This is a genomic window from Acidimicrobiales bacterium (assembly GCA_035540975.1).
In the GTDB taxonomy this organism is placed as follows: Bacteria; Actinomycetota; Acidimicrobiia; order Acidimicrobiales.
This window is the reverse complement of record DATLFN010000073.1, coordinates 1-13,141: the sequence shown is the minus strand read 5'-3', so window position 1 is coordinate 13,141 and position 13,141 is coordinate 1. Positions and strand designations below refer to the sequence as shown.

General features: G+C 71.1%; 12 protein-coding genes and 1 riboswitch. All 12 genes read left to right on the top strand.

Annotated elements, in window-relative coordinates; translation table 11 throughout:
• Window positions 1-419: hypothetical protein (locus tag VM242_08745; protein ID HVM05247.1), on the top strand; the 419-nt coding region annotated here is incomplete at its 5' end.
• 54 nt (window positions 420-473) lie between these two features.
• On the top strand, window positions 474-2,174 hold the full coding sequence (locus tag VM242_08740; protein HVM05246.1) for an ATPase, T2SS/T4P/T4SS family: 1,701 nt from the start codon (window positions 474-476) through the stop codon (window positions 2,172-2,174).
• A gap of 18 nt (window positions 2,175-2,192) precedes the next feature.
• Window positions 2,193-3,773: a PilT/PilU family type 4a pilus ATPase gene (locus VM242_08735; protein HVM05245.1), complete on the top strand. Its 1,581-nt coding sequence runs from the start codon at window positions 2,193-2,195 to the stop codon at window positions 3,771-3,773.
• Between the two features lie 21 nt (window positions 3,774-3,794).
• Window positions 3,795-5,012, top strand: a complete 1,218-nt coding sequence (locus tag VM242_08730; protein ID HVM05244.1) for a type II secretion system F family protein — start codon at window positions 3,795-3,797, stop codon at window positions 5,010-5,012.
• 196 nt (window positions 5,013-5,208) lie between these two features.
• A riboswitch (cyclic di-GMP riboswitch) is annotated at window positions 5,209-5,300 on the top strand.
• A gap of 95 nt (window positions 5,301-5,395) precedes the next feature.
• Window positions 5,396-5,872, top strand: coding sequence for a prepilin-type N-terminal cleavage/methylation domain-containing protein (locus VM242_08725; GenBank protein ID HVM05243.1), 477 nt, complete (start codon window positions 5,396-5,398; stop codon window positions 5,870-5,872).
• Window positions 5,873-5,954: 82 nt separating this feature from the next.
• Window positions 5,955-6,728 (top strand): prepilin peptidase, encoded by a 774-nt coding sequence (locus VM242_08720; protein ID HVM05242.1) that lies wholly within the window; start codon window positions 5,955-5,957, stop codon window positions 6,726-6,728.
• A 60-nt stretch (window positions 6,729-6,788) separates the two neighbouring features.
• A complete protein-coding gene (locus tag VM242_08715; GenBank protein HVM05241.1) occupies window positions 6,789-8,216 on the top strand; it encodes a PKD domain-containing protein in 1,428 nt (475 codons plus the stop codon).
• Complete coding sequence (locus VM242_08710; protein ID HVM05240.1) at window positions 8,209-8,901, top strand: type II secretion system protein; 693 nt, start codon at window positions 8,209-8,211, stop codon at window positions 8,899-8,901. Before VM242_08715 ends, VM242_08710 begins: the two co-directional genes overlap by 8 nt.
• Window positions 8,892-10,190 carry a hypothetical protein gene (locus tag VM242_08705; protein ID HVM05239.1) on the top strand — a complete coding sequence of 433 codons (1,299 nt, stop codon included), beginning with the start codon at window positions 8,892-8,894 and terminating at the stop codon, window positions 10,188-10,190. Before VM242_08710 ends, VM242_08705 begins: the two co-directional genes overlap by 10 nt.
• Window positions 10,191-10,421: 231 nt before the next feature.
• Entirely contained in the window at window positions 10,422-12,068 is a 1,647-nt protein-coding gene (gene pilM, locus VM242_08700) for a type IV pilus assembly protein PilM (protein ID HVM05238.1), read from the top strand.
• Window positions 12,065-12,823, top strand: a complete 759-nt coding sequence (pilO, locus tag VM242_08695; GenBank protein HVM05237.1) for a type 4a pilus biogenesis protein PilO — start codon at window positions 12,065-12,067, stop codon at window positions 12,821-12,823. The genes pilM and pilO overlap by 4 nt, the downstream gene beginning before the upstream one ends.
• A partial coding sequence (locus VM242_08690; protein ID HVM05236.1) for a hypothetical protein occupies window positions 12,820-13,141 on the top strand: 322 nt, incomplete at its 3' end. The genes pilO and VM242_08690, both read left to right, overlap by 4 nt.

Genomic DNA, 13,141 nt, shown 5'->3' with positions numbered 1-13,141 from the left:
GGGAGGGACGGCGGCCGGTCGCCGCCGACCGCCCGGCCGCCGTCCCTCCCCGTCCTGCGCCCGCCGCCGGCCCCGCCGGGCGGCGGAGTGCCCCCGTGCCGAGCGCCGAGGAGGCGGACGAGCTCGTCCACCAGCTGGCCTCGCTGGGCCGGGCCGACGCCGCTCCCACCGCTCCCACCGCTCCCGCCGCTCCCGCCGCTCCCGCCGCCGACCGCGCCGCGGCCCGGACCGCCCCGACGCCCGGCCGCCCGTCCTCCGCCTCCACCGGGAGGACCGAGCCGGGCGCGGCGGCGGCCGCCAGCCCCGCCGCCGAGGAGGCCCAGAACGATGCCGACGCCAGCCCGGCCGCCGATGCCGCCCCCGACGAGCCGATCAACCGCGGGATGCTCCTCAAGTTCCTCTCCTCGGTCCGCCCGTAACGGCGGCGGCTGCGCACCGGCGGGCGGGCCTGGCGGAGTGACCGCGGCACCCTGATGTCCATCGACCGCGCCAGGACGTCGTCCGAAGGCGATCGTCTCGGCGCGCTCCTGGTCCAGGCCGGGCTGCTCTCGGCCGACCAGCTGGACCGGGCGCTGTCCGAGCAGGCCAAGACCCAGAAGTCCCTCGGCCGCATCCTCATCGACGGCGGCCTCGTCACCGAGGGCGACCTGGTGGCCATGCTCTCGCGCCAGATCGGGCTCGACTTCATCGACCTCTCGGAGCACCCGGTCGACCCCAGCGCGGCGGGGCTCATCACCTCGTCGCTGGCCCGCCGCTACGAGGCCCTCCCCGTCGGTTGGGACGACAGCCGTCTCGTCCTGGCCATGGCGGACCCGTCGAACGTCTTCGCCGTCGACGACATCCGGACCATCACCAAACGCGAGCTCAAGGTGGTGGTCAGCACCCGGGCGGCCATCCTCGAGGCGATCGACAAGTACCACCGCATGGACGGCGAGGCCGAGTCCATCTCGGCCCAGGCGGCCAGCGAGCACGAGGTCGACGACGACCTCTCCAAGGTGACGGACGTCGTCGAGGACGCCCCGATCGTCAAGCTGGTGAACATGCTCATCAGCCAGGCGGTGGCGGACCGGGCCTCCGACATCCACATCGAGCCGAGCGAGCACGACCTGCGCATCCGCTACCGCATCGACGGCGTCCTCCACGAGGTCATGCGCCCGCCCAAGAGCATCCAGTCGGGGGTCATCTCCCGCCTCAAGATCATGGCCGACATCAACATCGCCGAGCGCCGCATCCCCCAGGACGGCCGGGTCAACGTGAACCTGGGCGGCAAGCCGGTGGACCTCCGGGTCGCCACCCTGCCGACCGTCTACGGCGAGAAGGTCGTGCTCCGCATCCTCGACAAGTCGACGGCCCTGTTGAAGCTCAGCGACCTCGGCTTCCTTCCCTCGTCCATGAACCACTACGAGCAGTCGTACCGCAAGCCGTACGGGACGATCCTGGTGACCGGCCCCACGGGGTCGGGCAAATCCACGACGCTCTACGCGACCCTGAACATCCTCAACGAGGACACCAAGAACATCATCACCGTCGAGGACCCGGTCGAGTACCGCCTGCCCGGCGTCAACCAGGTGCAGACGAACAACAAGGCGGGGATGACGTTCGCCGCCGCCCTGCGGTCCATCCTGCGCTCGGACCCGGACATCGTCCTGGTCGGCGAGATCCGGGACCGGGAGACGGCCACCATCGCCATCGAGGCCGCCCTCACCGGCCACCTCGTGCTCTCGACCCTTCACACCAACGACGCCGCCACCACCCCGACCCGCCTGGTCGAGATGGGGGTCGAGCCGTTCCTCGTGGCCAGCGCCCTCGACTGCATCGTCGCCCAGCGGCTGGCCCGCCGGCTGTGCGACAAGTGCAAGGAGCCGTACCAGACGACACCGGCCGACCTCTCCCGCCTGGGCTGGGACTTGGAGGACGACGACGCGCCGGAGCAGCTGTTCCGCCCGGTGGGCTGCGCGCACTGCGGGCGCACCGGCTACCGCGGGCGCTTCGCCATCCACGAGGTCCTGACGGTCACCGAGGACGTCGAGCGCCTCATCGTGGACCGCGAGCACTCGGAGGACATCAAGAAGATGGCGGTGGCCCAGGGCATGCTCACCCTGCGCCAGGCCGGCCTCACCCACGTCCACCAGGGCACCACGTCGATCGAGGAGATCCTCAGGGTCATCGCCTGATCGTCCGATACCGGAACCATGCAGGCCGCCTCGCGTCGTCTCGGAGAGTTCCTGATCGAACGGAAGGTGCTGTCCAGGGACGACCTGGAAGCCCTTCTCCTACGGGAGGAGAACGAGGGCGTCGCCCTCTCCAAGCTGCTCCTGGCCGAGGGGCTGGTGAGCGAGAAGGACCTGGTGGCCGCCGTGGCCGCCCAGGTCGGGCTCTCGTTCGTCGACTTCGACCACGTGGCGGTCAACCCCGCCCTCGACCGGCTCGTCCCCGCCGAGCTGGCCCGCCGCCACCTCGCCGTGGCCGTCGACTTCGAGGGCAGCGACCTGGTGGTCGCCATGCTCGACCCGAGCGACCGCGAGGCCGTCACCGAGATCGAGCGGGCCACCGCCTGGACCATCCGGCCCGCCATCGCCGTGCGGGGCGAGCTGTCGCGCGTCGTCGCCTCGATGTACGGCGCCGAGCCCGGGCCGGTGGAGGCCGAGGGGCCCGTTCCCATCGACGAGGCGGCCGTGGTCGTCGACGAGTCGATGCCGGACGTCGACCTGCACGTCAACGACCTCCTCAAGCGGGTGGTCGACCTCGGCGGCTCCGACCTCCACCTCACGTCGGGCATCCCGCCGAGCGTGCGCGTCCACGGCGACATCAAGCCGCTGACCGAGTTCCCGGTGATGACGCCGTCGGAGATCCGCCGGATGATCTACGCCATCCTCACCCAGAAGCAGCGGGAGCGCTTCGAGAACGACCTCGAGCTGGACACGTCCCACTCGGTGCCCCACCTGGGCCGGTTCCGGGTGAACGTCTACCTCCAGCGCGACTCCGTCGGCTCGGTGATGCGCGTCATCCCCTTCGAGGTGGTGCCGTTCGAGAAGCTGGGGCTCCCGCAGTCGGTGCTGCAGTTCGCCCACCTGCCCCGCGGCCTCGTCCTGGTGACGGGCCCGACGGGATCGGGCAAGTCGACGACCCTCGCGTCGATGGTCGACGTCGTCAACGCCTCCAAGCCCTGCCACATCATGACGGTGGAGGACCCCATCGAGTTCCTCCACCACCACAAGACCGCCGTGGTCAACCAGCGCGAGGTGGGCGAGGACACCTACTCCTTCGCCGCCGCCCTGAAGCACGTCCTGCGCCAGGACCCCGACGTCATCCTGGTGGGCGAGATGCGCGACCTCGAGACCATCCACACGGCGCTCACGGCGGCCGAGACCGGCCACCTGGTCTTCGCCACCCTGCACACCCAGGACGCGCCGCAGTCGATCGACCGCATCATCGACGTGTTCCCCGCCCACCAGCAGCAGCAGGTCCGCACGCAGCTGGCGGCGGCCCTCCAGGGCATCGTCACCCAGCAGCTCGTGCCCCGCCACGACGGCCGTAGCCGCGCCGTCGCCGCTGAGGTGCTCGTGGCCACGCCGGCCGTGCGCAACCTCATCCGGGAGGGCAAGACGCACCAGATCTACTCGGCCATGCAGGCCGGCGGGAAGTTCGGGATGCAGACCATGGACACGTCGCTCGCCGGACTCGTCCGCAGCGGCGCCATCAGCATGGAGCTGGCCCTCGAGCGTTGTGCCAACGAATCGGACCTGCGCCGCCTGGCCGGCGGCGCGATGTAGCGGAAGGAACGAGACCGACCGATGTCCGACACCTACACCTACAAGGTCCGGGACAAGCAGGGGAAGGTTCTCCAGGGTTCACTGGACGCGGACAGCACCACGCTGGTCGCCAACAAGCTCCGCCAGATGGGCTACGTGCCCATCGCCATCGACAAGAAGGCGAATGCCGGCCTGTCCATGGAGCTGAAGCTCCCGGGCGCGGGCAAGCCGAAGATCAGGGACATCGCCGTCTTCAGCCGCCAGTTCGCGGTGATGATCGACTCGGGCCTGTCCCTGCTGCGGGCGCTGTACGTGCTGGAGGACCAGACGGAGAACAAGAACCTCGCCAAGGTCATCGGCGAGGTCCGCCAGGACGTCGAGAAGGGGTCGTCGCTCTCCCAGGCGCTGGCCCGCCACCCCAAGGTGTTCTCCCGGCTCTACATCTCGATGGTGAAGGCGGGCGAGACCGGCGGCCAGCTCGACCGGGTTCTCGTCCAGCTGGCCGACACCATCGAAAAGCAGGTGGAGCTGCGCCAGAAGATCAAGTCGGCCATGACGTACCCGGTGGCCGTGCTCGCCCTGGTGATCCTGATCCTGATCGCCATGCTCATCTTCATCGTGCCGACGTTCGAGACCCTCTACGACGATCTGGGGGGCACGCTGCCGCTGCCGACGCGGGTCCTGCTGCTCGTGTCGTCGGTGATGGTCAAGGCCCTGCCCATCGTGATCCTCGCCACCGTGGGTTTCGTCTTCGCCTTCAAGCGATGGATCGAGAGCGACAAGGGCAGGCGGGTGTGGGACCGCTTCAAGCTGCGCGTGCCCGTCTTCGGCAAGCTGGTGCGCCTCATCGCCCTGACCCGGTTCTCCAAGACGCTGGCCGCCCTGCTGCACTCCGGCGTCCCCATCCTGGAGTCGCTGGAGATCACCTCGGACACGGTGGGGAACACGGTCGTGGCGAACGCGGTGAAGGACGTGCAGGAAGGCGTCAAGCAGGGCGAGCCCATCGCCCAGCGCCTGGAGAACCATCCGGTGTTCCCGCCCATGGTGGTGCAGATGCTGGCCGTGGGGGAGGAGACGGGTGCGGTGGACACCATGCTCGAGAAGGTCGGCGACTTCTACGAGCGGGAGGTGGAGGCGACGGTGGAGGCCCTCACGTCGCTCCTGGAGCCCCTCCTGATCTGCGTCCTGGGCGGGGCCGTGGGCGCCATGGTCGTGTCCCTCTACATGCCGATGTTCAACATCATCAAGCTGATCAAGTGACCGTCGGGGGCTTCGCCCCCCGACCGCCCCCCGATGCGATCGAGGGCCGGCGCCTCTGGCGCCGGCTCTCGGCGTTCGCCGGCGCCCCGCCTCCCGAGCCGCCTGCGAGCCGCCCACGAGGCGAGCGGGAGGCGCAAGCCGGGCGAATTCCCCCTCAAGTCGGCGGCGCCGAGCGGCGATATCTCTGTTGCGAGCTTCTGGACAAGGGCAAACCCGCCGGGAGGCGGGGACGCAAAGCCACGGGACCGACCCCCACAACGGCGTGGGAAGGCCAGCCGGGCTGCCTGGAGGCCGTTCCCCGGTGTGGATGCCGGAGGGCGGGCCGAGAGGGCGGGGAAAGCGGCGCGCACATCCATCGACATCCCAACAAGGAGACACTCCGAATGATCGACAAGCTCCGCGAGCGCCGGGAGAACGAGGAGGGCTTCACCCTCATCGAGCTCATGGTGGTGGTGCTCATCATCGCCATCCTGCTGGCCATCGCCATCCCCACCTTCCTCGGCGCCCGTGACCGGGCCAACGACCGGGCCGCCCAGTCGTCCGCCCGCAACGCCCTGACCGCCGCCAAGGTCCTCTTCACCGACGACCAGAACTACCTGTCCGCCACCCCGACCGCCCTCAACGCGGAGGAGCCCAGCCTGACGCACCAGGCCGGCGCGTCCACCGGGTTCAAGATCGTCTCGGTGGCGACCGACCTCGCCGGCGACGAGTTCGGCGCCGCCGTTCTGTCCAAGAGCGGCGCCTGCTTCCTGATCAACGACGCCTCGGGCTCCGGCGGCGGCACTACCTTCGCCAAGCAGGACCCGTCGTCGGCCTGCGACGGCACCACCGCCCTGGGGGCTACCGACGCCGAGTGGTAGGTCGGCCTTCACACAAGCGGTAGTCGCGAGCGAAGCGGGGCCCTCCGGGGCCCCGCTTCCGCGTTCTACGCTCCCCCCGACCATGACCGCTCTCCTCGTCTCCGCCTGCGGGCTGCTCGGGCTGGTCGTCGGCTCGTTCCTGAACGTCGTCGTCGCCCGGGTGCCCAAGAAGGAGTCGGTGGTCTCCCCCCGGTCCCGCTGCCCCGGCTGCGGGACCTTCATCGCGCCCCGGGACAACGTCCCCGTCGTGTCGTGGCTCCTCCTCAAGGGCCGGTGCCGCTCCTGCGGCGAGCGGATCTCCGTGCAGTACCCGCTGGTGGAGCTGGCCACCGCCGTCCTCTTCGCCCTCACCGCCCTGCGCTTCGGCCTCGACGCCGCCCTGCCCGCCTTCCTCGTCTTCGTCGCCGCCCTGGTCGCCATCACCCCGATCGACCTGGCGCTGCGCATCGTCCCCAACCGGATCGTCTACCCGACCCTCTTCGTCTCGGCGCCCCTGCTGCTCGCCGCCGCCGCCCTCGACGGCGACTGGACGTCGGCCAGGGAGGCGGCCATCGGGGGAGCGGCCGCCTTCGCGGTGTTCTTCGTGCTGTGGTACATCAGCCCCCGGGGGATGGGCTACGGCGACGTCCGCCTGTCCGGCGTGATCGGGATGTTCCTCGGCTGGATCGGCCTGTGGCACCTGGCCCTCGGCCTGTTCCTGGCCTTCCTGTCGGCGTCGCTGATCGGCGTCGGCCTCATGCTGGTCGGTCGCAAGGGCCGCAAGGACCTGATCCCGTTCGGCCCCTTCCTCGCCCTGGGGGCCATCCTCGCCGTGCTCGTCGGCGACCCCCTGCTGCGCTGGTACGGCGTGAGCTGAGCCGCCAGTCACCGGCTGCCCTCCTAAAGGCGGCCGCCGGCGACGCCGATACCTCCCGTCGTGGAGCGCGATCGTGGCACGGGGGCGCAGCGGGGCGAAGGCGGTTTCACGATCGTCGAGATGGTCGTCGCCATGACGATCATGGCCCTGTCGATGATGGCCCTGGCCACGACGCAGTACAGCAGCCTCAAGGCGCTCGGCGCATCGCGCCAGCGGTCGGCCTTCATCGAGCTGGGCAACGGCTACATGGAGCAGATGCGGTCGCTGCCCGCCGACCAGGTCGGCGTGAGCAGCACCGATCCCGGGTGGACGTCGGGGACGGCATACCCGGGCGGCCAGCACGAGGGGCTGCCCGCCGTCGTGCTGGCCGCCGCCACGCCGCCGCCCCCGCCGGCCGTCGAGGTCGTCACCACCACCGAGGTCAAGGGCATCGTGGTGCCCTACACCGTGCGCCGGTGGATCACCCGCGACCCGGCCGGCGGCACGTCCGACGACCTCCGGCGCCTCGAGGTCGAGATCGAGTGGCTGGAGAACCGCCGCTCGCTGCGCACGGTCTCGACCACCTCGGTGTGGTACCCGGGCGGGCTCGGCACCGACCCGGCCGCCAACAACGTCCCCGTGATCACCTCGGCCGCCGCCGCGCCGGCCGCCGGCTCCGTGTCCACCGTCTTCGCCTTCGACGTCGCCGCCTACGACCCGGACGCCGACGGCATCAGCGTCAACTGGCAGTTCGGCGACGGCGCCACGGGGAACGGCTCGTCGACGTCGCACCAGTACACGTCGTCGGGCACCTACAGCGTCGTCGTCCGGGTCACCGACACCCGCGGCGGCGTCGCCACCCGCACGTTCGACGTCACCGTGGGGGCCCTCACCAACAGCGCGCCGGTCGCCCAGTTCGTCATCACCTCGGCCGACAACGGCCCGGCGCCGTTCACCGTCAACGTGGACGGGTCCGGCTCGTCCGATGCCGACGGCGACGCCCTGAGCTACGAGTGGACGTGGGGCGACGGCACGACCGGCACCGGAGTGAGCGCCGGGCACGTCTACAGCGCCGCGGGCACCTACCCGGTCACGCTGAAGGTCACCGACACGTCGGGGGCCACGTCGACCTCGTCGCCGCAGACGGTGACCGTCACCGGCGGGTGCGTCGTGTACGGCGCCTCGTTCAAGAACCCGGGGACCAACGCCGTCGCCAACGACATCGCCGTGGTGAGCAGCAAGAACTCCAAGCCCGTCAACAGCCAGTTCGTCTTCACCGCCCGGACGAACACCAGCTGCTCGCAGGTCACCTGGTCGCTCCAGACGAGCAGCAGCTCGCAGCGCTACGAGGTGACCGGCACCCTGTCGTCCCTCGCCGGAGGGGAGAAGGTGTTCACCCTGACCGACTCCATCCCGAACAACCACCAGTTCCCGCTGGGTGCCATGCTCACCGGCTTCGCCACCGCCAGCGGGTCCAGCTACGCGTTCGCCTTCGCCGCCCATGTCTAGGGCGGGGACCATCGTCCGACGGTGGACCCGGCGTCACCGCGGGGACGGGGGATTCACCCTCATCGAGCTGGCGTCGGTCGTCGCCATCACTTCCGTCTTCGGGATCGCCATCACCTCGAGCCTCCAGAGCTTCACGAAGACCACGACCTCGACGCAGAACAAGACCTTCGCCCTGGCCGACGTGCGGGGCGCGGTCGAGAACATCGCCCGCGACCTGCGCGCCGCCAACCCGATCGAGGCGATCTCGTCGACGCTCCCGGTGTCGCAGTACGACAACCGGATCTCGTTCACGGTGTGGTGCGCGACGCCGGGGGACAACGGCTGCACCAGCGCCAACGCCCGCCGGGTCGTCTACCAGCTGACGGGCAACACCCTGGTCCAGACCGTGGGCGCCCGCACCAGGAACCTGCTCGAGCCCGATCCCGGCATGCCGACCCTCGCCGCCGCCCTCCGCCCCGGCGCGGTGGTCAACACGGCGTCGCAGCCGATCTTCACCTACTACACGAAGAAGGGCACCCAGCTGTCCACGACGGGCGGCACGCCGGCCACGACGTTCCGCAACTGCACCAAGACGGTGAAGATCCACCTGGTGGTGATGGCCGACCCCCGACGGCCCGACAGCGCGATCAACCTCGTCACCCACGTCGACCTGCGCAACTCCAACGAGGTGACCAATTGCCCGTGATCCCGCACCTGCCCACGTCACGCCGCCGCGACGAGGGCGGCAGCGTCATGATCGCCGTCATCGTCGTCGGCGTCATCGGCCTCCTGGTGGCCACGACGCTCGACACCGTGACCAGCGGCCTGAACCTCACCCGGACCGACCAGAACCGGATCAACGCCTTCCAGTTCGCCAACGCCGGCGTCGACAAGGCGGTGTACCGGATCGACCGGAACGTGCTCCCGGCCAGCGATCCGGCCAGCCCGACGTACACGCCGATCCTCGGGGCCGACGGCACCGTCGTCTCCTTCACCGAGCGCCTCGACGTCGGCCCGTCCAGCTACGAGATCCAGGTCGCCCAGGACCCGCCGGGGCAGACCACCCGGTGGAAGGTCACCTCCCTCGGCACCGACCGGCCCACGGGCAAGCAGCGCCTGGCCGTCGCCACCATCGCGGCGCGGCCGCTGTTCGAGAACGGGTTCTTCACGGTCGAGAACTTCTACCTGACCGGCCAGCAGAGGACGCCCCTGGCCTACGACTCGAACCTGTGCCCGAGCGCCTCGGGTGGCGGCGCCGGCTGCGACTACGACCCGGTGCCCGGCGGCCTCGGCACCAACGCCAAGGTGATCGGGTCGGACGCCACGGTCAAGCACTTCGTCGACCGCTGGCGTGCGTTCAACATGTACGGCCGCGCCACCCAGGAGGCGGCCGAGGGCGACTGCGGGATCCCGTCCTCCAACAGCGACCCCAGCCAGGCCCGCTGCGCCCTTCACGGCGGCCTCGTGAACCCCATCACCGACCAGCTCGAGTACCCCATCCCACCGGCCCCGCCGGGCGCGCAGGCGTGCCCGAACGGCGGCAACATCGGTGTCAACGGGGCGACGACCTACCTGGCGCCGGGCGACTACACCTGTCCCAACCTGACCTTCCGGGGGACCGTCGTGATCAACCCGCCGGGAAGGGTGCGCCTCTGGCCGACGAACAGCTTCGTGGTGCCCCGCTACGCAGTCGTCAACCGCGCCGTGGCGACGAAGAACCTCCAGGTGTACTTCCCGGTCCAGAGCGGCGGTGGGTCGAGCAGCAGCGTCTGCGGCGGCGAGATCTGGGGCCTGCTGTTCACCCCCGGGCTCGAGATCGACTGCAACGGCTCCCACCAGCCGACGATCTACGGGGCGGTCGTCGCCAACCTCCACTCCGGCAACGGCAGCGACTTCGACTTCCACTGGGACCTCGCCGCGCTCCACGCGGTCAACGACGGCAAGTACGTCGTGCGCAACTGGCGGGAGTGCCCGGTCGGCACCACCGACTGCTGATCCCGCCGGTCCCCGGCGGTCGGGAACGAGGCGCGGGCCACGGCCCGCGCCTCGTGCGCGCCGCCGGCACAGCCGGTGGTCGGGACGGAGGCGGCCGCCATGGCCACTGGCGGAAATCCGCTCCTACAGTGCCCCGCTCCCGCATCCGATGAGTACCCGTGCGATGAGCGGCGGCGACGCCGGTTCCCAGGAGGGTGACGTGGAGCACTGCGGGAAGCGAGGGGAGGTCTGATGGCCACGCGTGTCGTGGGCGTCGACCTCGGGAGTTACGGCGTCCGAGCCGTGGAGCTCAGCCTGTCCGGGGGCGAGGCGACGCTCGAGCGCTTCGCCCAGGTCACGCTCCCCCCCGGCGCCATCCGTGACGGCGAGGTGGCCGACGCCGCCGCCGTCTCCGCCAGCGTCCGCCGGCTGTGGACCGAGGGTGGCTTCAAGGGCAAGAAGGTGGTCATCGGCGTGGCCAACCAGCGGGTGATCGTCCGCATGGCCGAGATGCCGGCGATGAGCGAGGAGGACTTCACCTCCGCCCTGCGCTTCGAAGCCCAGGACCTCATCCCCATCCCCGTCGACGACGCCATCCTCGACTTCCAGATCCTCGAGGACGTCGTCGACAACACCGACGGCGAGGCCCGCATGCGGGTCCTCCTGGCCGCCGCCCAGCGGGACATGGTGCGCAGCCACCTGGCCGCCGTCGAGGGAGCCGGTCTCCGGGCGAGCGCCGTCGACCTGGTGCCCTTCGCCCTGGTGCGGGCCCTCAACGCCAACGCCCCGGCGTTCGACTTCGACACCCGGGCCGAGGCCATCGTGTGCATCGGCGGCGGGGTCACCAACGTGGTGGTGCACGAGCGGGGCGTCCCCCGCTTCGTCCGGGTCCTGCTGGTGGGCGGCGACGACGTCACCGACGCCATCGTCCGCGAGCTCGACGTGCAGATCGACGAGGCCGAGGCGCTCAAGCGCCGGGCCGACATCTCGTCGACCGACCCGCTCGTCGCCCGGGCCGGCCAGGTCGTCCGGGACCGGGTCGCTCCGCTGGTGGAGGAGATCCGCGGGTCGCTCGACTACTACCTGGCCCAGTCCCAGTCGGTCATCATCGACCGCCTGCTGGTGACGGGCGGCGGCAGCCGCATGGCGGGCCTCATGGAGCGCCTGCAGTCGCAGGTCGGCGCCCGGGTCGAGCCCGGCCGGCCGCTGGCCGGGATGCGCATCGGCCGCCAGGTCGGCCTCGACCCGGCGGACCTGGCCGACAACGAGGCGCTGCTCACGGTGCCCATCGGCCTCGCCCTGGCCGGCGAGCAGCGTAGGGGCCTCCGGCGCATCAACCTCGTCCCCCGTGAGGTCGCGGCCGTCCGCCAGGCCCGCAGGCAGACGGTCCTCGCCGGGACCGGCGTGGCGGCCGTCGGAGCACTGCTCCTCGGCCTGTGGGCCACCCAGGCGAGCAAGATCGACGACGAGCGCCAGGCCACCGCCGAGAACCAGCGGGAGACCGATCGCCTCCAGCGCGAGGTGGCCACGCTGGGGGACACCATCAAGCTCGACGCCGAGCTGGACGAGCGCCGGGCGCAGGTCCAGACGGCGCTTTCCACCGACGTGGCGTGGACGAAGCTCTTCAACGAGATCGCCACCGTCCTGCCCAACGACGTCTGGCTGACGTCGTTCAACGGTGAGGCGGGCAAGGAGGTCCAGTTCTCGGCCAAGGGCTTCGACCAGACGTCCACGGCGCGGTGGCTGCTCCGCATGGGCGAGCTGACGTCGCTGTCGGGCCTCTGGGTGCCCAATTCGGCCAAGGACGGGAACGACACCGTCTCCTTCACCTCCGACGCCGCCCTCACCGCCGCCGCCAACTCCAAGCGGGTGGATCGTTACATGGAGGAGAAGCCGTGACCGCCCGTCGCACCATGATCATCGCCGGCGCCGCCGCGCTCGCCGTCGCCGTCCTCTGGTACCTGGTCCTGTGGAGCCCCCGCAAGGCCGAGCTCGACGACGCCCGCGAGCAGCGGGAGGCGTCCGAGTCGGAGCGCCAGGAGCTGGCCACCCGGGTCGGCCGCCTGCGGGCGGCCCAGAAGGACGAGCCGATGAAGCGGGCCCGGCTCGAGACGCTGCGCACGACCATCCCGGACGACCCGAACCTGGCCGCCTTCATCCTGGACACCAACGACGCCGCCGCCAAGGCCGGCATCGAGTGGATCAGCGTCGCCCCCGAGGAGCCCTCCCCGGGCGCGCCGTCGGCCGCCTCGGTGGCGGCTGCGCCGGTCACGACCACGGCGGGCGACGGGACGGGGGCGACCACCGCCGCCAACCGCTTCCCGGCCGAGATCGGGCTCCAGCTGCAGATCCAGGGCGGCTACTTCCAGATCCTCGACTTCCTCAACCGCCTCAACGAGATGCCGCGGCTGGTCGTCACCGACGGGCTGAACATCAGCAGCGACGACAAGGCGAAGCTCCAGGTCTCGCTGAAGGGGCGCATGTTCGTGCGGACCGTCCCGCCCGGCTTCGGGGACGTCCCCGCCAACTCGCCCGTCGCGCCGGCGCCGGCCGCCGGTGCCCCCACCACGACCCCCGCGCCCGCCTCCGCCACCACGCCGACGGTGAACGCCGCTCCGGCCGGTACGGCCTCGACCTCAGGAGCACGGTCATGACCGCCCCGCACAGCGCTTCGGAGAACGGGCGCACCAAGACCCTCGCCATCGTGGGCCTCGGCCTCGTGCTCGTCGCCTTCGTCGCCTCCCGCCTGATGGCCGGCGGTGGCGGCGGTGGCACCGACGCCGCCGGCCGGGCGCCGGCCACCGCGCCGGCAGTGACGCTCGCCCCGGTGACGCCCGCGCCGGGCACGGCCACCCCGGGTGCCCCCGGTGCCACCGCCACGCCGGCTGCCCCGGGAGCGCCGACGGTGGAGACGTTCGAGGTCTTCACGACCAAGAACCCGTTCCTGGCCCTGCGCACCGCCGCCGCCATCC

What these genes read in the sequence shown, in the direction of transcription:
- pilM (HVM05238.1), top strand. Translation starts at nt 10,422, where the DNA reads ATGGCCACGCGTGTCGTGGGCGTCGACCTCGGGAGTTACGGCGTCCGA.
- VM242_08710 (HVM05240.1), top strand. Translation starts at nt 8,209, where the DNA reads ATGTCTAGGGCGGGGACCATCGTCCGACGGTGGACCCGGCGTCACCGC.
- VM242_08740 (HVM05246.1), top strand. Translation starts at nt 474, where the DNA reads ATGTCCATCGACCGCGCCAGGACGTCGTCCGAAGGCGATCGTCTCGGC.
- VM242_08720 (HVM05242.1), top strand. Translation starts at nt 5,955, where the DNA reads ATGACCGCTCTCCTCGTCTCCGCCTGCGGGCTGCTCGGGCTGGTCGTC.
- VM242_08730 (HVM05244.1), top strand. Translation starts at nt 3,795, where the DNA reads ATGTCCGACACCTACACCTACAAGGTCCGGGACAAGCAGGGGAAGGTT.
- VM242_08735 (HVM05245.1), top strand. Translation starts at nt 2,193, where the DNA reads ATGCAGGCCGCCTCGCGTCGTCTCGGAGAGTTCCTGATCGAACGGAAG.
- VM242_08725 (HVM05243.1), top strand. Translation starts at nt 5,396, where the DNA reads ATGATCGACAAGCTCCGCGAGCGCCGGGAGAACGAGGAGGGCTTCACC.